The organism is Streptomyces rubiginosohelvolus (genome assembly GCF_014649875.1).
Lineage (GTDB): Bacteria > Actinomycetota > Actinomycetes > Streptomycetales > Streptomycetaceae > Streptomyces > Streptomyces rubiginosohelvolus.
In genome coordinates, this window is sequence record NZ_BMTW01000001.1 from 156,020 (window position 1) to 173,538 (window position 17,519).

The following is a 17,519-nucleotide window of genomic DNA, read 5'->3' on the forward strand; positions in this document are numbered from 1 at the left end:
CGGACAGCGGACAGAGTGAGCGGTGCTGCGGAACGGGCACGTGCGGTGGATCGGGTACGTGCGGTGGATCGGTGACGTGCGGTGGAGCGGTTACGCGCTTACATCTACGGCTACGTCCACCGCGGCCGGGAGGAGGCGGCGGGGTGGAGGCGCTGGGCGGGGACGGGTGGCGGGGAGCGGTCGCGTCAGGGGCCCGGTGATTCGTCGGCCCCATGGTGTGGGACACCGGCGGGCAGCGCGCGGTTCTCCGAAACCGGAAGAGGCGCGGAACAGAATGCACAGCGGTCGCCGATGAGTTCCATGGCGCACCAGTGACACTTTTCCCGGCGTACGGAGGAGACCAGCTGGTAGAGCACGGAGAGGTCCGGGAGATGGGCGGCGAACTCCACCAGCTTTCCCGTCCCCCACCAGCGGGGTGAGTCGGCCGGGACCGAGGTGTCGTGAATGGCCTGGACCTTCCAGGCGGGCGCAAGGGTCTCCTGTACCCACTCCGACTGCAGATTCCCTTTGGCCACCAGAAGATGCGTCCCGAAATCCGGACCCGCGAGCGGTTCGGCGGCGGGACCCACTTTCACCAGCTGCGGCTCGGGGCCCGCGAGCACGGCGAACTGGGATCCGGGGACCCAGGACTTGGCGTGGCTCTTGAGGCTGACCGGGACCCGGTCGAGCCGGGCGACGGAGTTGAGGAGGGCGCCCGCGTAGATGTAGTGCGACAGCAGCCGGGCGGCGGAGGCGACCACCCCGGGACTGAAGTCGCAGATGGACAACTGCCGGAGCTGGCGCACCAGTACGGCGACCCCGAGGGGCGGGAGGTCCACCTTGACCAGGGCGATCCGGTCGCTCTCCAGCACCGAGCGGATGGAGTGGAGGCGGCGTTCGTGCTCGGGCCGGATGCCCGAGGGGTAGAGGGCGATCACATACCCGTGCTGTTCCAGCAGCAGGTGCATGTCGCCGATCGCCAGCTCCAGCACCTGGGCCTCGGGGGCCTGGAGCAGAGCGGCGGTCGGTGTCTGCTGGTCGGTCGGCGGCAGCACCAGGTCTGCGCTCGTCACTGCTATCGCGGTCGGCACGCTCTCCCCGTTTCGGCTCCGGTCGACGTGGGGACGCCGACCGCAATCGCTCCTGCTCCGTGCTCCTGCCCCAGCACTTTAGCCACGTCTCACCAGGCAGAGAACAGTTATCGGAGACCTGTACGACACCATGCGAACACCGTTCCAACGGGAGCCGGGTGCTAAACGGGATGAAATCGATTTCGCTCAACTCGGCTGCCACTGCGGAGCGTCACCGAATCCCGCGTCCGCTTTTCGATCATGTATTCATTCGCGCACGTCATCCTGGTTTTCGGGGCGACGGACTCCCTTTTCGTAAGGGCGTTTCCGTGACCGTCCGGAGATCTTCCGCAAGATCACTCGTGCGGGGGGCGGAGAGCGCTCGCGGCGTCGCCCCCGTACCGGGAATCCGCCGCCCGGCACCCCCGTACGGGGGTGACCGCTCCCCCTCGCGCCCGCCTCGGCGGACGGCCTTTCGCTGCCAGAGGTCTTGACAACTTGATTGGTCTGGACCAGTTTATGCGCACTGCACCGCACCGCCCATCCCCGGCACCCCCCAACTCCCCCCGGAGGCACCAGTGGAACGCTCAGCAGGCCGCAGTCGCAGAAGACGCCGCCGCTCCCGGCCCCTGCTCGGTGGCACCCTCGCCGTCGCCACGGCCGCCGCCCTGACCGTCACCGGGCTCGTCAGCACCGCCCAGGCCGCCGACATCAACAACGCCAAGAACGCGGGCTTCGAGTCGGGCCTCGCCAACTGGACCTGTTCCGGGGGCAGTGGCGCCGCCGTCTCCTCCCCCGTGCGCAGCGGTACGTCCGCGCTGAAGGCCACCCCGGCCGGCCAGGACAATGCCAAGTGTTCGCAGTCGGTCAAGGTGAAGCCCAACTCGACGTACGCGCTCAGCTCCTGGGTGCAGGGCGGTTACGCCTACCTCGGTGTGAGCGGCACGGGAACCACGGACGTCTCCACCTGGACGCCGGGCTCCTCCTCCTGGACCAAGCTGTCCACCAGCTTCAAGACCGGCGCGAACACCACATCGGTGACCGTCTACACCCACGGCTGGTACGGACAGGCCGCCTACTTCGCCGACGACATCGAGGTGACCGGGCCCGACGGCGGGGGCGGCGAGGAGCCCGGACCGGTCATCCCGGCGGCCCCGGCCGGCCTCACGGCGGGCGCCACCACCACGTCCTCCGTCGCCCTGTCCTGGAACGCCGTCTCCGGCGCCACGGGCTACAAGGTCTACCGGAACGGCGTGCAGGCGACCACCTCCACCGGGACCTCGGCGACCGTCACGGGCCTGACCGCGGACACCGCCTACCAGTTCTCGGTGAGCGCCACCAACGCGGCCGGCGAGTCGGTCAAGTCGGCGGCCATCAGCGCCCGTACGGCGAAGGAGGGCACGGGCCCCGGCACCTCCGTGCCCAAGCACGCGGTCACCGGCTACTGGCAGAACTTCAACAACGGCGCGGCCGTCCAGAAGCTCACCGACGTGCCGGCCGACTACGACATCATCGCGGTCTCCTTCGCGGACGCCACGCCGACGCCGGGCCAGGTCACGTTCAACCTGGACACGGCCGGGCTGAACGGCTACACCGACGCCCAGTTCCGGGCGGACATCAAGACCAAGCAGGCCCAGGGCAAGAACGTCATCATCTCGATCGGCGGCGAGCTGGGCACGGTCCGGGTCGACAACGACGCCTCCGCCACCGCGTTCGCCAACTCGGTGTACGCACTGATGCAGGACTACGGCTTCAACGGGGTCGACATCGACCTGGAGAACGGTCTCAACGCCACCTACATGACGAAGGCGCTGCGCCAGCTGTCGGCGAAGGCGGGCAGCGGACTGGTCATCACGATGGCTCCGCAGACGATCGACATGCAGTCGACGTCGGGCGAGTACTTCAAGACGGCGCTCAACATCAAGGACATCCTGACCGTCGTCAACATGCAGTACTACAACAGCGGTTCGATGCTCGGCTGTGACGGCAAGGTCTACTCGCAGGGTTCGGTGGACTTCCTCACCGCGCTCGCCTGCATCCAGCTGGAGGGCGGCCTCGACCCGTCCCAGGTCGGCATCGGCGTCCCCGCCTCCACCCGCGGCGCGGGCAGCGGCTACGTCAGCCCGTCCATCGTCAACGCGGCGCTGGACTGCCTGACCAAGGGCACCAACTGCGGTTCGTTCAAGCCGTCGAAGACCTACCCGTCGCTGCGCGGCGCGATGACCTGGTCGACGAACTGGGACGCGACGGCCGGGTTCGCCTGGTCGAAGGCGGTCGGCCCGCACGTCCGCAGCCTGCCGTAACCCGTATCCCGTAACACCGACGCATCCTCAGAACCTGCAGCGCCGCCGCTCCCCCGGCGGCGCTGCGGCGTTACGTGGGCACGCGCCCGTCACCAGGGCAGATCGCGCACCTGCTGGACGCACAGCACGATGAACAGCAGCCCGGAGAGGGCGAGCATCCCGTTGCTGACCCATCCGTTACGCCATTCCCGTGGCGTACGGGAGGAGTTGAGCAGCCAGAGCAGGGTCAGGGCGAGGAACGGCATGAAGAACGCGCCGAGCACCCCGTACGCGATGACCAGGCCGAAGGGCTCGTCCAGCCAGAGCAGCGTCATCGGCGGGAAGGTCAGCCAGAGGAGGTACGCGCGGAAGGGCAGCGACCGCTGCCGGCGCTCGGCGACGTCCGCCCCCTCGTGCTCCTCGGTCTTCGCCGCACCAGCCGCCGGGGCCCGGAACCGCTCCACGAAGTCGGCGAACATCAGGCTCACCCCGTGCCAGACGCCGATCAGCGACGAGAACGACGTGGCGAAGAAGCCGATGAGGAAGAGCTTGGCGGTGCCCGCGCCGAAGCGGTCCTCCAGCACCTTGCCCAGGTCGATCAGCCCGCGGTCGCCGGAGGTGAGGGCGATCTGCGAGGCGTGCAGCAGCTCGGCGCCGACGACGAGCATCGCGACGACGAAGAGCCCGGTGGTGATGTAGGCGACCCGGTTGTCGAGCCGCATCACCTTCATCCAGGAGGAGTTGCTCCAGCCCTTGGCGTTGACCCAGTATCCGTAGGCGGCCATGGTGATCGTGCCGCCGACGCCACCGATCAGCCCGAGGGTGTAGAGGAGCGAGCCGTCCGGGAGCACGGGCAGCAGTCCGGCGAACGAGGCCCCGACGTCCGGGACGACCCGGATGGCCACATACATGACCACCACGAACATGATGCCGATCAGGACCGTCATGACCTTCTCGAAGACGGCGTACCGGTTGAACCAGACGAAGACGAGACCGATCAGCCCGGTCACGATCGCCCAGAACTTCAGCCCAGGACCGTCGGGGAACAGCGCCACGATGGGCAGGGCGCTGGAGGACATGGCCGTCGCCCCGTAGATGAAGCCCCAGACCACGACGTAGATCGCGAAGTAGACCGTGGTCCAGGGGCCCAGGCTGCGCCAGCCGTCGAAGAGCGTGCGGCCGGTCGCCAGGTGCCAGCGGCCGGCGGCCTCGGCGAGCGAGATCTTGACGACGCAGCCGATCACCGCCGCCCACATCAGGGTGTAGCCGAACTTGCTGCCCGCGATCAGGGTCGCGACCAGGTCGCCGGCCCCGACCCCCGTCGCCGCGACGACGATGCCGGGGCCGATGTACTTCCAGCTGGACTTACGTGGTCGGGAGGCCGGCTCCCCTGTCTCTGTGGTTGCGCTTGTCTCCGCCATGCCGATCAAGGAAGCGCAATCGGCGCGGCGGCACAAGGGGGTGTGCGGGGATCGGGTGGGACAGGGGCGCGGGACGTCCCGGTGTGTGCCGGTTCGCTGGATGACCAGGCAGCCAGGGCCTCTCGTAACGAAAGGACCTAGATGACCAGGCTCAGCAGCGCCGCGACCACGAAGCCCGCGACCGAGAGCACCGTCTCCAGGACCGTCCAGGACTTCAGGGTGTCGCGCTCGCTGATGCCGAAGTACTTCGACACCATCCAGAAGCCGCCGTCGTTCACGTGCGAGGCGAAGATCGAGCCCGCCGAGATCGCCATGATGATCAGCGCGAGGTGGGCCTGGGAGAGGTCCTGGCCCTCGACGAGCGGGACCACGATCCCGGCCGTGGTGACGATCGCGACGGTGGCGGAGCCCTGGGCGACGCGCAGGACGACCGAGATCAGCCAGGCGAGCAGGATGACGGGCAGGCCGACGTCGTTGAAGGTGTCGGCGAGCGCGTCCGCGATACCGCTGCCCTTGAGGACCGCGCCGAAGATGCCGCCCGCGCCGACCACCAGCAGGATGTTGCCGACGGGCTTGAGCGAGGACGTGGAGACGGACTCCAGGGACTTGCGGGACCAGCCGCGCCGGATGCCCAGCAGGTAGTACGCGAGGAACAGGGCGATCGTCAGGGCGACGAACGGGTTGCCGAAGAACTCGATCACCGAGCGCGGCGTGGACGGGTCCAGGGCGATCGAGGAGAACGTCGCGGCGAGGATCAGGACCAGCGGGGTGCCGATGATCGCGAGGACCGTGAGGAGCGGGACCGGCTTCTCGTGCGGGGTGACGCCCGCGGCGCGCTGCTCGGCGGCGACGGCGGCCTTGGCCTCCTCGGCGGCCTCCACCATGTCCTGCGGTACGTCGACGAAGACCCGCTTGCCTATCCAGGCGGAGTAGCCCCAGGCGGCGATGACGGACGGGATGCCGACGACGACACCCATCAGGATGACCCAGCCCAGCGACACGTTGAAGAGTCCGGCGGCGGCCACCGGGCCGGGGTGCGGCGGCAGGAACGCGTGGGTCATCGACAGGCCCGCCAGCAGTGGCATGGCGTAGAGCAGGATCGATTTTCCGGAGCGCTTGGCGGCCGCGTACACGATCGGTGCGAGGACGAAGATGCCGACGTCGAAGAAGACCGGGATGCCGAAGACGAGGCCGGTCATCCCCATCGCGAGCGGGGCGCGCTTCTCACCGAAGAGGTTCAGCAGCCGGGCGCTCAACACCTCGGCCCCGCCGGAGACTTCGAGGATCGCGCCGAGCATGGTGCCGAGTCCGATGATGATCGCGACATGGCCGAGGATGCCGCCCATGCCGGATTCGATGACCGAGACGGCGGCGGATTTCTGCACGGTGCCGAAGAGTTCGGTGACCGAGAGCCCGGCGCCGAGGCCGACGGCTATGGAGACCGCGAGCAGGGCGACGAACGGCTGGAGCCTGACCTTGATGATCAGGAAGAGCAGGAGGGTGATCCCGAGGGCGGCGACGGTCAGCAGACCGGCGGTCCCGTCGATCAGGAGGAGCAGTCCACCGGTGTGCGGTGGGGCCTCGGCCGGCGCGGGGGTTGCGGCGAGCAGCATGGGGACTCCGATGGTGCTGGAGGGCAGGGGGGAGCGCGGCACGGCGCCCCCGGGGAGCGGGGCGCCGTGCCGTACGGCGTACTGCGGGAGTGGTTCTGCGTGTGGAGCAAAGGATTCAGAGGGGAGAGAGCCGGACGGTCCTGGGGGATACGGGAACCGTCAGCTCAGCACCGCGAGCGCGTCGATCTCGATGAGCAGGCCCTTGGGCAGCCCCACGTAGACGGTCGTCCGCGCGGAGGGGGCCTCCTTGAGGTTCTGCTCGGCGAAGTACGCGTTGTAGATCTCGTTCATCTCCGCGAAGTGGTCCACGTCGGTGAGGTAGACGCGCATCATCATCACGTCGTCCCAGCTCGCGCCGCCCTCCTCCAGGATCGCCTTGACGTTGGCGAAGGTCTGGAGGGTCTGCTCGCGCAGGGTGGGGCCGGCCGGGGTCGGGGCCTGGCCCTCGACGGCGGGGAGGAAGCCGACCTGGCCGGCGACCTGGAGGATGTTCCCCTTCTTCACGCCGTGCGAGAACTTCGCGGGCGGCGTGGTGTGGGTGGAGGGGGTGAGGGCGGTCTTCTCGGTCATGGCTGATCAGACTTTCTTGGGTCGGTTGGTGCCGGAGTACTCCCGGCTGATGGTCTCGGCGGTGCGCCGGACCAGCGGGAGCAGGGTGAGGAGTTCCTCGGCCGTGACGACCACATTGGGTGCGGACACCGACATGGCCGCGAGGACCCGCCCGTCCGCGCCGCGGATGGGGGCGCCGATGCAGTTGATGGACTCCTCGTGGCCACCGAGGTCGGTGGCCCAGCCCTGTTCGCGGACGACGGCCAGCTCCTTGAGGAAGGCGGCCGCGTCGGGCGTCGAACGGGACGTGTACATGGGGTAGTCGAGCTTCTCGGCGATCGTGCGCCGCTCGGGCTCGGTGAGGTCGGCCAGCAGGAGCTTGGCGACGGCCGCGACGGTGATCGCGACGGGCTTCCCGATCCGGGAGTACATCCGGACCGGGTAGCGGCTCTCGACCTTGTCGATGTAGAGGACTTCCTGCTCCTCGTACACGGCGAGGTGGACGGTGTGCCCGCACCGGTCGTTCAGGGCGACCAGGTGGGGGTGGGCGATCTCGCGTACGTCGAGGTTCTCGACGGCCTCCTGCGCGAGGGCGAACAGCCGGGCGCCGAGGCGGTAGCGCTGGTCCTCCTGGCGGTAGACGAGGCCGTGCTCGTGGAGCGTACGCAGCAGCCGCAGCGCCGTGGACTTGTGGACGCCGAGCCGCTCGGCGACCTGCCCGAGGTCGGCGGGTCCCTGGGCGAGCAGCGGCAGGATGCTCAACGCCCGGTCGACGGTCTGGCTCATGGTGTGCGTACCTCCTCGGAGGCCCGGTCGGCTGCGGTCCAGCCGGGGCCGAGACGAAGTGTCCCCCAGGCGTCGTCGCCGAGGGCGACGAGCCGGTCGGCGTGGTCGCGGGCGGGCGGCTCGGTGAGGTCACCGGGGACGGTGAGGACGGCGGCGGCCATCAGGTGCCCGTGCCGGACCCGGTCGCGGACGGGCAGCCCGCGCAGGGTGGCGGAGAGGAACCCGGCGGCGAAGGCGTCTCCGGCCCCGACGGCGGCGACGACGTCGACGAGGAGGGCGGGGACGTGGGTGACGGTGTCAGGACCTGTCGCGTCGGCGGCATCTTCAGCCCCTCCGCATTCAGCCCCTCCGGCGTTTGAGGAGCGGGGTCCGGGGCGGAGCCCCGAGGCGAACACCGTCGCGCCCGCGCTCCCCCGCTTGACCACGAGCACGGACGGCTCCGGAACCGCCGCCCGGATCGCCTCCGCGCCGACGATCCCCCACGCCTCCTCCGCCTCGTCCTCCCCGACGAACACCAGATCGGCCCGCCGCGCCAGTTCCAGCAGCACGGAAGCATCCCCGCCCCGCCACAGATGCGGCCGGTGGTTCACGTCGAACGACACCAACGGGCGCCCCGGCCGCGCGGCCGTCAGCTCCCGCAGCAGCGCCAGGCAGTCGTCCGACAGCGCCGCCGTGATCCCCGACAGATGCAGGATGCGGCCGGCGAACAACTCCTCGTACGGCACGTTCGCCGGCGACATCGCCGAGGCGGCCGACCCGGCCCGGTAGTACGCGACCTCGTGCGTGTCGGTCCCCCGGTCCGTGGCCGTACGGAAGTAGATGCCGGTCGGGCGGAAAGGATCGCGGCGGACCGCCGACGTGTCGACCCCGTACGACGCGATCGTCTCGACGAGGTGGTCGCCGAACCCGTCCGCGCCGACCCGGCCGACCCAGGCCGCCCGGTGCCCGGCGGCGGCGAGCGCGCAGGCCACGTTGGACTCGGCCCCGCCGATCCCGCGCCCGAAGGAGGGCACGTCGGCGAGGCGACCGGGCTGCGAGGGCAGGAACGTCACCATGGACTCACCGAGACAGACGACATCGGTGGTCGTGGCGGCGACGGCCGTCCCTGCTGCGGGTCCGGACACTGAGGGCTCCTCGCTGATCGGCGTGCGGGCCGGTGGTCACCATTGACCGGGCATCGGCTCGGATGTTAGACAGCGTTGAGCGATATACGCAATGGGTGTTGCATATGTTGCAACGAACTTCGAGGAGCTCCCCTTGGCAGCCGAAAGCCCCACCGACCGCACCGCGCCCTCCGCACCCTCCGCGGCATCCCTCACGGCCTCCCTCGCCGACGAGCGCGTCGACCACCGGTTCAAAGCTCTGCCGCCGGACGCGGAGGGCCTGACCGTCGGGGCGCTGGCCGCCGAGCGCCGCAACCTCTTCACCGGCGGGTTCACCACCCCCGTCCTCGCACTCTCCGCCGAGTCGGTGGCCCACAACCTCGACCTCCTGGAGACGTACGCCGAGCGCCACGGCCTCGCGTTCGCCCCGCACGGCAAGACGTCCATGTCGCCGCAGCTCTTCGTGGACCAGCTGGAGCGCGGCGCGTGGGGCATCACGGCCGCCGTACCGCACCAGGCGCGGGTCTACCGGGCGTACGGGATCGGCCGGATCTTCCTCGCCAACGAACTGGTCGACCCGGTCGCCCTGCGCTGGCTGGCCGGCGAGATGACGGCCGACCCGTCGTTCCGCTTCGTCTGTTACGCCGACTCCGTGCGCGGCGTCGAGCTGATGGACGAGGCCCTGAGCGCCGCCGGCGCCACCCGCCCGGTCGACGTGGTCGTCGAGCTGGGCGCGGGCGAGGGCGCGCGCACCGGGGCCCGCACCGAGGCCGACTGCGTCGCGGTCGCCGACGCGGTGGCGGCGGCCGGGTCGCTGCGCCTGGTGGGCGTCGCCGGATACGAGGGCGAGGTGCCGGACGCGGACCCCGAGCGGGTACGAGCGTGGCTGCGGCGACTCGTCGCGCTGGCGGCCTCCTTCGACGGCGAGAAGCGGTTCGCCGGGGCCGAGGAGATCGTGATCAGCGCGGGAGGCAGCGCCTGGTTCGACGCGGTGGCGGACGTCTTCGCCGAGATCCCCGAACTGGGCCTTCCCGTGCTGAAGTTGCTGCGCTCCGGTGCGTACGTCTCGCACGACGACGGCCACTACAAGCACCTGACCCCCTTCAACCGCGTCCCCGAAGAGGGGGCCCTGGAGCCCGCCTTCCGGCTCTGGGCGCAGGTCGTCTCCCGCCCGACCGGCGAGCAGGCGTTCCTGAACGCGGGCAAGCGGGACGCGGCGTACGACCTCGACCTGCCCGAGGCGCAGGTGGTCCGCTCCGGCCGGGACGGCTCGGTGCGGCCCGCCACCGGGGTCACGGTCACCGGCCTCTCCGACCAGCACACCTGGGTGCGGACGGAGGGCGGGGCCGAGCTGGAGGTGGGTGACTGGGTCGGCATGGGCCTCTCGCACCCCTGCACCAGCTTCGACAAGTGGCAGCTGATCCCGCTGGTCGAGGCGGACGGCACGGTCACGGACTACATCCGCACGTTCTTCTGAGCAGCCGCCCCTTCCCTGACCTTCCGCCCTCCCGCCCCGAAAGGCCACTCATGGACCTGGTCCTGCGTGACGCGCTCGTCGTCGACGGCACCGGCGAGCCCTCCTACCGCGCCGATGTGGCCCTCGACGGCGGCCGCATAGCCGAGATCCACCCCGAGGGCTCCCCCGGCCCCCGCCCCACCGCCGCCCGGACCGTGGACGCGGACGGCCTCGCGCTCGCCCCCGGCTTCATCGACATGCACGCCCACAGCGATCTGGCGCTGCTGCGCGACCCGGACCACAGCGCGAAGGCGGCGCAGGGCGTCACCCTCGAAGTGCTGGGCCAGGACGGCATGTCGTACGCGCCCGTCGACGACCGTACGCTCGCCGAGGTCCGCCGCTCCATCACCGGCTGGAACGGCGACGGGAGCGACATCGACTTCGACTGGCGCACGGTCGGCGGCTATCTGGACCGCCTGGACCGGAACTTCGGCGGCCAGGGCATCGCGGTCAACGCCGCCTACCTCATCCCGCAGGGCACGGTCCGGATGTACGCGGTCGGCTGGGACGACCGGCCCGCCACCGACGCCGAACTGGCCCGGATGCGGGAGCTGGTGGACCAGGGCATGCGCGAGGGCGCGGTCGGCATGTCGTCCGGGCTGACCTACACCCCCGGAATGTACGCGGACGACGCCGAACTCACCGAGCTCTGCCGGGTGGTGGCCCGGCACGGCGGCTACTACTGCCCACACCACCGCAGTTACGGAGCGGGTGCGCTCGCAGCGTACGAGGAGATGGTGCAGCTGACGCACAACGCCGGCTGCGCCCTCCATCTCGCCCACGCCACCATGAACTTCGGCGTGAACAAGGGCAAGGCGCCCGACCTCCTGGCCCTCCTCGACGGCGCGCTGACCGCCGGGGCCGACATCTCGCTCGACACCTACCCGTACACCCCCGGCTGCACCACGCTCGTTGCCATGCTGCCGAGTTGGGCGAGCGAGGGCGGACCGGAGTCGGTCCTGACCCGGCTCGCGGACCCGGTGAGCGCGGAGAAGATCCGGCACCATCTGGAGGTGCTGGGCTCGGACGGGTGCCACGGGGTGCCGATCGAGTGGGACACCATCGAGATCTCCGGCGTGAGCGCACCGCAGCTGGGTGAGTACGTGGGCCGTACGGTCGAGGAGTCGGCCCGGCGCCGGGGCGAGGAGCCCTGGGTGACCGCGCGGCGGCTGCTCACCGAGGACCGGCTCGGGACGACGATCCTCCAGCATGTGGGCCACGAGGAGAACGTCCAGCAGATCATGCGCCACCCGGTGCACACCGGCGGCAGCGACGGCATCCTCCAGGGCGACAAGCCGCACCCCCGGGCGTACGGCACGTTCCCGCAGTATCTCGGGCGGTACGCACGGGAGTTGGGGATCCTCTCGCTGGAGGAGTGCGTCGCCCATCTGACCTCGCGCCCGGCCGCCCGGCTGCGGCTCGCGGACCGGGGCCTGGTGCGCGAGGGCTACCGCGCGGACCTGGTGCTGTTCGACCCGGAGACGGTGGCGGCGGGCTCCACCTTCGACGAGCCGCGCACGCTGCCGGTGGGCATCCCGCACGTCCTGATCGACGGCCGGTTCGTCATCGAGGACGGCAAGCGGACGTCGGTGCTGGCGGGCAGGGCGGTCAGGGGAGCCGGGGCGACAGCCGCCTGAGCTCTGGGGTGAGCCGTCCGCCGCCGCGCGAAGGCGCTACGAAGCGTCCGCCGCGCGCTCGGCCGCCCAGGCGAGGTCCTCCTCGGTGGGGGCGTCGTCCTGGGTGAGCGCGCGCCGCCAGTAGCCGCTGAACTCGACGGCCGCCTTGGGCAGTTCCCGGTCCTCGACCAGGTGGCGGCGCAGCGCCCGTACGGCGGACGCCTCGCCCGCCACCCAGGCCGCGTCCACCCCGTCGAGGTCCGCTCCGGCGCCCCGTACGGCATCCACCAGCGAGCCGCCCCGGTCGCGGTGCACCCAGCGGACCTCGGCGCCCCCGGCCGCGGGCGGCAGCTCCCGTTCCTCCGCCGCGCCCGCGACCTCGGCGTACACCACGGCCGAGGTCCCGGCGGGCAACGCCTCCAGCACCGTGGCGATGGCCGGGAGCGCGGTCTCGTCCCCGGCGAGGAGCATCCGCCGGGCGGCGGGCAGCGGGCGGGCGTAGAGGGAGGACGGGCCGACCATGCCGAGGACGTCGCCCACCCGGGCGCTCGCACCCCAGCGCGCGGCGGGCCCGCCCTCGCCGTGCAGCACGAAGTCCACGGCCATCACGTTGCGTTCGCGGTCGTACGAGCGGACGGTGAAGCCGCGCATCCAGGGCCGTTCCGCCTCCGGGACCGCGAGGTACGCCTCGTACCAGCGCATGCCGTACGGGTCGTCGGCGTCCCGCTCCGGCAGCCGGGGCACGGCCTGTCCGGCGCGCGGCAGGCAGAGCTTCATCTGCTGGTCCGGGCGGTCCTCCAGGAGCCCGGGCAGCTCGTCGGCGGTGAAGCCGATCCTCGCCGTCCCGGGGGTGACCCGCTCGACGTCCACGACCCGTACGTACGTGACCGGTAGCGCCTGACCCATCGCGACCCGACCCCTCTCCCGTGGAGCTTGATACCTTACGGCGTAATGAATTACCCGCCGGACGTTACTTTACGCCGTAAGGAGTCGCAAGTGGTGGTCTTCGCCGGGCAGGGCGACCCGCGCCGTTCCCTCTCCCTCCTGTGGCGCGCGGACGCCCCGCCGCCGACGCGCGGCGGCCCGGGGCCCAGGCCCCGGCTGAGCGTGGACGCGATCGTGGCGGCGGCCGTGGCGCTCGCGGACGAGGAGGGGATGGGGTCCCTGTCGATGCGCGCGGTCGGCGACCGGCTCGGGCGCACGGCGATGGCGCTCTACACCTACGTCCCCGGCAAGAGCGAGCTGCTGGACCTGATGTACGACGCCGTCCACGCCGAACTCCCCGGCCACGAACCGGACTCGGGTGACTGGCGGGCGGCGCTCACCGCCTGGGCCGGGGAGGTCCTGGAGTTCTACGTCCGCCACCCCTGGGTGCTCCAGGTCTCGCAGGCGCGGCCGGTGCTGGGTCCGCACGAGTACGCGGGCCTGGACACGCTGGTCACCCTGCTGCGGGCGACCGGGCTCGAAGCGGGGGTGCTGCGGCGGCTGGTGGGGACCCTGTTCCCGTTCGTCCGGGGCTCGGCGCAGGCGGTGGCCGACGCGAGGCTGGCCGCCGCGGCGACCGGGAGCTCCGACGAGGAGTGGTGGGCGGCGCGCTCGGCGGCCCTGCTGGAGCTGGTTCCCGACTTCGCGGAGCGCTTCCCGGCGGTGAGCGGCCTGGAGGCGGAGGGGCCGGCGGAGCCGTATCCGGGCGAAGGGACCGAGGGCGCCGAGCCGGTGCCGTATCCGGAGCGGGAGGCGCGCGAGACGTTCCGGGTGGGGCTCGGGGTGCTGCTGGACGGGATCGAGGCGGCGCGCGTCGGCCGGACCTGACCGGGGCCGGGTCCGGCCGACGGGCTTGTGCGACGGAGTGACTACGGCTTGGGGAGCCCGCAGCCCTCACGGTTGAGGTCGATCTTGCTGCCGGCCCCGATGCACGGGACCATGTTGTACGTCTGCTGGGCGTAGTTGATGCCCTCGCGGACGGTGACCTCGCCGTTCTCGTCGACCTCGCACGGGTTGTTGTCCGTGCACTCCTGGCCGCTCTCGTTGCCGGTGTTGTTGACGGCGACCACCTTGCCGGTGGCGTCGTCGATCACCGGCGAGCCGGACGTACCGCCGATGGTCTGGCACTCGGGGGTGTAGCGGACCGAGTCCTTCCAGGTCCACCGGCCCTCCTTGAGCTGGTGGACGAAGCCGTCGATGTCGCAGCTGTAGGTGCGCTTCCAGTAGCCGGAGGCGACCGTGATGGCGGTGCCCGCCGTCGGGTGGGCGGTCTCCAGCTCCAGCGCCTGGATGCCGTAGCTGTCCTCGATCTGCTGGTAGGTGGAGGTCGTTTCGTAGAGCGAGAGATCGGTGTCGGTCATCGTGCCGTACGCGATCTTGCTCGCCTTCAGCGTGCCGACGCCGTCGCCCGAGGCGTTGAGCAGGGTGAACGTCCGGGAGGACGGCTGGTCGACGACGACCTCGCCGGGGCCCGGGAAGCCGGACTCCAGGCAGTGCCCGTTGGAGAGCACGAGGGCGGGGTCGGTGGGGGCGGAGTCGGGCGAACGGACCACGGAGCCCGAACAGTTGCTGAGGGCGACGGTCCCGGCGAAGGTCACGGCCTTCGCCTCGGGGTCGGCCTTGGGTGCGGTCTCCTGCGCCTGGGCCTGCTGTGCGGGTTCGGCTGCGACGACGGGCGCGGCACCGGCTCCCAGGAGCAGGGCAGCAAGAAACGCACCGACGAGAGGCTTGTTCATGTGGGGGGTACCTCCAGTGATGCCAAGGGCCGGAGATCTTCCGGCTTTTGACATGCGCATGTTTGCGCAGATGTCAGGCCATCACAAGGGGTCAATTCCGGCCGCGGCTACGGCTACCGCTTCCCCAGCCCCGCCACGGGCTCGGCAGCGGCCTCCGCGCCGGCCCCCTCCGCACCGGACTCCTCCGCCCCCCGGTAGATGTGGTCGCGTCCCCACGCCCCCAGCGGCTCCAGCGCCGCGTTCAGCGAGAGGCCCAGCGGGGTGAGCGAATACTCCACACGCGGCGGCACCTCGGCGTACACCTCGCGGTGCACGATGCCGTCGTCCTCCAGCTCCCTGAGATGGGAGCTGAGCACCTTCTCGGTCACCCCGGGCACGGCCCGCCGCAGCTCACCGAAGCGGCAGGTCTTCTCGTTCAGCGCCCACAGGATGAGCACCTTCCACTTGCCGCCGATCACATCCATCGCCGCGTCGATCCCGCAGACGAACGCCCCCGGCCTCCGTACGATCCGTGTCACCGCCCGTCCGCCCCTCTCCGCCTGCTCGCTATCCACGAGGTAACCACCCACTCCATAGTGCGTACTTGTTGCCTTCGCAGCCTTCGACCAGCCTAATCGGCATGTCCGACAACACCGTTGCTTCCGCCTCGCCCGCCCCTCTCACCCTGCTCGGCCTCGGTTCGATGGGCGCCGCCCTCGCCCGCACCTGGCTCGCCGCCGGGCACCCCCTGACCATCTGGAACCGCAGCCCCGGCAGAACCGCCGAACTCGCGGCCGCCGGAGCGCGGGTGGCCGCGACGGCGGCCGAGGCGGTCGCCGCGAGCCCGCTCGTCGTGACCTGCCTGCTGGACGACGCGTCGGTCCGCGCGGCGCTGGCGGAGGCCGACCTCACCGGCAAGGACCTGGTCGACCTCACCACCTCCACCCCGGCCGAGTCGCGGACCCGCGCGGCCTGGGCGAACGAGCGCGGGGCCCGCTTCCTGGACGGCGGGATCATGGCCGTGCCGCCGATGATCGGGGTTCCGGAGACCGGGGGATACGTCTTCTACAGCGGCTCCCGCGAGGTCTTCGACGCCCACCGCGCGACGCTGGCCGTGCCCGTCGCCACCCGGTACGTCGGCGCCGACCCCGGTTTCGCCGCACTCCACGACGTGGCGCTGCTCAGCGCGATGACCGCCATGTTCGCCGGGGCCCGGCACGCGGCCGCGCTGGTGGCGGACTCCGGGATCGACCAGAAGCAGTTCGGCACCCTGGTCGCGGACTGGCTCACGGCGATGGCCCCGGCGACGGCGGCGTACGCGGGCGGGCCCGCGCCCGACGACCCGACCAGCGCGGCCGTGGCGGAGGCGGGGGACGCGGCGCTGCTCCGCACGGCCGAGGAGCAGGGTGTCGGCACGGCCCTGCTCCTCGCGTCGGCGGGCGCGATGAACGGCGTGTGACGCTCCGCGTCGCGTGCCGGGCCGGATCGGGGCACGCGACGCCCCGGCACGTCCTTCTGCCTCGCGCCCGTCCAAGTCAGGCTTCCGCCGCCGCGGCCTCCTTGGCGTACGTCACGGCCTGGAGCAGCGTCAGTCCGGGCTCGGCCTGCCGCAGGATCTTGATGGCCTCCACGGAGTCCGCCGGACCCTGATGCCCGGCGGCGTCGAGCCGCTGGCGCACCCACCGGCCGCGCAGCTCGGCGTCCGGGCGGGCGGCGGATTCCTCGGCCAGCGCGAGAGCATGCTCCAGTCCGGGGCGCTCGGCGTCCGGGGCGGCCTCCAGCGCACTCCGCAGGGCGGCGACGACATCGGGGGCGTCGCGGACGACGAGGACGGCGAGGGGCTGGGGCTTCCGGAACAGGCTCATGATCCACTGCTACCCGGGCCGGCCCGGCTCTCACCGGAGTTGAGCATGATCTGAGCCGCCGGGTCCGGGTGAACGCGTACATCAGCGGCCCCGGTCGGCGGCCTCGGTCCAGCGACCGAGGCCCTCCGGTCCCGCACTTCGGTCCGCAGCCGGAGGCATACCCGCGCCCCGGCTGCGTACGTTCGAGGTATGACACTCGACCTCGACGCCTACTTCGCCCGCATCGGCTGGACCGGGGAGCCCCGCCCCACCTTGGAGGTGCTGCGGTCCCTGCACCGGGCCCACTTGTCCGGCATCCCGTTCGAGAACCTGGACGCCGTTCTCGGCTCCGCCCCGTCCCTGGCGCTCGACGACCTGGAGGAGAAACTCGTACGCAGCGAGCGCGGCGGGTACTGCTTCGAGCACGGCACGCTCTTCGCCGCCGTCCTGCGGCAGATCGGCTTCTCCGTGACGCCGGTGACGGCCCGCGTGATGCTGGGCGCGGCGCCGGGCGACATCCGGCCGCGTTCGCACATGCTGCTGCAAGTGGACGTGGAGGGTGAGCCGCACCCGTATCTGGCGGACGTCGGCTTCGGGGCGACCGGCGCTCTACTGGAGCCGATCGAGCTGGTCGAGGGCGCCGAGCTGTTCGACGCCCCGCGCCACCACCGGCTCGTCCACATCGCCCACGACGGCCCGCTGCCGACGTGGGAGCTGCAGGCGGACAAGGGCGGCTCGTGGGAGCCGCAGCACACGTTCACCCTGGAACCGTTCGAGGCGCCGGACTACGAGATGATGAACTGGCACGTCGCGACGTACCCGAGCTCGCCGTTCCGGCAGGCGGTGTACGCGCAGCGCACCCGGATCGGCTCGCACCTGTCGCTGGCCGGGCTGGACCTGGTGGAGACCGCCGACGACGGCACGGTGAAGGAGCGGCGGCTGAAGGACGGCGACGAGGCGCTGCGGGTCCTGGCGGACGACTTCGGCATCCGGCTCCCGGAGGGCACGAGGCTGCCGGAGTGACGGCCTCGGTGGCCGGGG

General features: G+C 71.3%; 16 protein-coding genes. 6 read left to right on the forward strand and 10 right to left on the reverse strand.

The window, feature by feature from the left end; genetic code table 11:
- Positions 1-185: 185 nt before the first annotated feature.
- Positions 186-1,052, reverse strand: a complete 867-nt coding sequence (locus IE134_RS00695; RefSeq protein ID WP_030711127.1) for a hypothetical protein — start codon at positions 1,050-1,052, stop codon at positions 186-188.
- Positions 1,053-1,627: 575 nt separating this feature from the next.
- On the opposite strand from IE134_RS00695, the gene IE134_RS00700 reads away from it, so the two are divergent.
- Positions 1,628-3,352 (forward strand): chitinase, encoded by a 1,725-nt coding sequence (locus tag IE134_RS00700; protein ID WP_030711120.1) that lies wholly within the window; start codon positions 1,628-1,630, stop codon positions 3,350-3,352.
- Between the two features lie 89 nt (positions 3,353-3,441).
- Here IE134_RS00700 and IE134_RS00705 read toward each other — a convergent pair whose 3' ends face one another.
- The 5 genes from IE134_RS00705 to IE134_RS00725 all read right to left on the reverse strand — a co-directional run bounded on the left by IE134_RS00705 (position 3,442) and on the right by IE134_RS00725 (position 8,824).
- The gene (locus tag IE134_RS00705) at positions 3,442-4,752 is read right to left on the reverse strand and encodes an Nramp family divalent metal transporter (protein WP_030711118.1); all 1,311 of its coding nucleotides are present in this window, start codon (positions 4,750-4,752) and stop codon (positions 3,442-3,444) included.
- Positions 4,753-4,889: 137 nt separating this feature from the next.
- On the reverse strand, positions 4,890-6,365 hold the full coding sequence (locus IE134_RS00710) for a GntP family permease (RefSeq protein WP_189429359.1): 1,476 nt from the start codon (positions 6,363-6,365) through the stop codon (positions 4,890-4,892).
- Positions 6,366-6,524: 159 nt separating this feature from the next.
- Entirely contained in the window at positions 6,525-6,935 is a 411-nt protein-coding gene (locus tag IE134_RS00715) for a RidA family protein (protein ID WP_006127176.1), read from the reverse strand.
- A 6-nt stretch (positions 6,936-6,941) separates the two neighbouring features.
- Positions 6,942-7,700 carry an IclR family transcriptional regulator gene (locus IE134_RS00720; protein ID WP_098018221.1) on the reverse strand — a complete coding sequence of 253 codons (759 nt, stop codon included), beginning with the start codon at positions 7,698-7,700 and terminating at the stop codon, positions 6,942-6,944.
- Positions 7,697-8,824: a sugar kinase gene (locus IE134_RS00725; RefSeq protein ID WP_098018224.1), complete on the reverse strand. Its 1,128-nt coding sequence runs from the start codon at positions 8,822-8,824 to the stop codon at positions 7,697-7,699. The genes IE134_RS00720 and IE134_RS00725 overlap by 4 nt, the downstream gene beginning before the upstream one ends.
- 133 nt (positions 8,825-8,957) lie before the next feature.
- Here IE134_RS00725 and IE134_RS00730 point away from each other — a divergent pair, with 133 nt between their 5' ends.
- Together IE134_RS00730 and IE134_RS00735 are read left to right on the forward strand one after the other, a co-directional pair.
- The gene (locus IE134_RS00730) at positions 8,958-10,280 is read left to right on the forward strand and encodes a type III PLP-dependent enzyme domain-containing protein (RefSeq protein WP_098895330.1); all 1,323 of its coding nucleotides are present in this window, start codon (positions 8,958-8,960) and stop codon (positions 10,278-10,280) included.
- Positions 10,281-10,330: 50 nt separating this feature from the next.
- Positions 10,331-11,956 carry an N-acyl-D-amino-acid deacylase family protein gene (locus IE134_RS00735; protein WP_030711109.1) on the forward strand — a complete coding sequence of 542 codons (1,626 nt, stop codon included), beginning with the start codon at positions 10,331-10,333 and terminating at the stop codon, positions 11,954-11,956.
- 36 nt (positions 11,957-11,992) lie between these two features.
- On the opposite strand, the gene IE134_RS00740 is transcribed toward IE134_RS00735, so the two are convergent.
- Positions 11,993-12,841: a siderophore-interacting protein gene (locus tag IE134_RS00740; protein ID WP_030711107.1), complete on the reverse strand. Its 849-nt coding sequence runs from the start codon at positions 12,839-12,841 to the stop codon at positions 11,993-11,995.
- A 90-nt stretch (positions 12,842-12,931) separates the two neighbouring features.
- Here IE134_RS00740 and IE134_RS00745 point away from each other — a divergent pair, with 90 nt between their 5' ends.
- On the forward strand, positions 12,932-13,747 hold the full coding sequence (locus IE134_RS00745; protein ID WP_189429361.1) for a TetR/AcrR family transcriptional regulator C-terminal domain-containing protein: 816 nt from the start codon (positions 12,932-12,934) through the stop codon (positions 13,745-13,747).
- A 41-nt stretch (positions 13,748-13,788) separates the two neighbouring features.
- Here IE134_RS00745 and IE134_RS00750 read toward each other — a convergent pair whose 3' ends face one another.
- Together IE134_RS00750 and IE134_RS00755 are read right to left on the reverse strand one after the other, a co-directional pair.
- Positions 13,789-14,655, reverse strand: a complete 867-nt coding sequence (locus tag IE134_RS00750) for a S1 family peptidase (RefSeq protein WP_030711103.1) — start codon at positions 14,653-14,655, stop codon at positions 13,789-13,791.
- 113 nt (positions 14,656-14,768) lie between these two features.
- A complete protein-coding gene (locus IE134_RS00755) occupies positions 14,769-15,173 on the reverse strand; it encodes a winged helix-turn-helix transcriptional regulator (RefSeq protein ID WP_030711101.1) in 405 nt (134 codons plus the stop codon).
- 101 nt (positions 15,174-15,274) lie between these two features.
- On the opposite strand from IE134_RS00755, the gene IE134_RS00760 reads away from it, so the two are divergent.
- Positions 15,275-16,093: an NAD(P)-dependent oxidoreductase gene (locus tag IE134_RS00760; RefSeq protein ID WP_032768318.1), complete on the forward strand. Its 819-nt coding sequence runs from the start codon at positions 15,275-15,277 to the stop codon at positions 16,091-16,093.
- A 76-nt stretch (positions 16,094-16,169) separates the two neighbouring features.
- On the opposite strand, the gene IE134_RS00765 is transcribed toward IE134_RS00760, so the two are convergent.
- Positions 16,170-16,499, reverse strand: a complete 330-nt coding sequence (locus tag IE134_RS00765; protein ID WP_030711098.1) for a hypothetical protein — start codon at positions 16,497-16,499, stop codon at positions 16,170-16,172.
- 189 nt (positions 16,500-16,688) lie between these two features.
- On the opposite strand from IE134_RS00765, the gene IE134_RS00770 reads away from it, so the two are divergent.
- Positions 16,689-17,501, forward strand: a complete 813-nt coding sequence (locus IE134_RS00770) for an arylamine N-acetyltransferase family protein (RefSeq protein WP_030711096.1) — start codon at positions 16,689-16,691, stop codon at positions 17,499-17,501.
- Positions 17,502-17,519: the final 18 nt, after the last annotated feature.

Excerpts from the sequence above, each read along its gene's own strand:
- IE134_RS00705 (WP_030711118.1), bottom strand. The coding sequence starts at position 4,752 with ATGGCGGAGACAAGCGCAACCACAGAGACAGGGGAGCCGGCCTCCCGA.
- IE134_RS00710 (WP_189429359.1), bottom strand. The coding sequence starts at position 6,365 with ATGCTGCTCGCCGCAACCCCCGCGCCGGCCGAGGCCCCACCGCACACC.
- IE134_RS00715 (WP_006127176.1), bottom strand. The coding sequence starts at position 6,935 with ATGACCGAGAAGACCGCCCTCACCCCCTCCACCCACACCACGCCGCCC.
- IE134_RS00720 (WP_098018221.1), bottom strand. The coding sequence starts at position 7,700 with ATGAGCCAGACCGTCGACCGGGCGTTGAGCATCCTGCCGCTGCTCGCC.
- IE134_RS00735 (WP_030711109.1), top strand. The coding sequence starts at position 10,331 with ATGGACCTGGTCCTGCGTGACGCGCTCGTCGTCGACGGCACCGGCGAG.
- IE134_RS00740 (WP_030711107.1), bottom strand. The coding sequence starts at position 12,841 with ATGGGTCAGGCGCTACCGGTCACGTACGTACGGGTCGTGGACGTCGAG.
- IE134_RS00750 (WP_030711103.1), bottom strand. The coding sequence starts at position 14,655 with ATGAACAAGCCTCTCGTCGGTGCGTTTCTTGCTGCCCTGCTCCTGGGA.
- IE134_RS00760 (WP_032768318.1), top strand. The coding sequence starts at position 15,275 with ATGTCCGACAACACCGTTGCTTCCGCCTCGCCCGCCCCTCTCACCCTG.
- IE134_RS00765 (WP_030711098.1), bottom strand. The coding sequence starts at position 16,499 with ATGAGCCTGTTCCGGAAGCCCCAGCCCCTCGCCGTCCTCGTCGTCCGC.
- IE134_RS00770 (WP_030711096.1), top strand. The coding sequence starts at position 16,689 with ATGACACTCGACCTCGACGCCTACTTCGCCCGCATCGGCTGGACCGGG.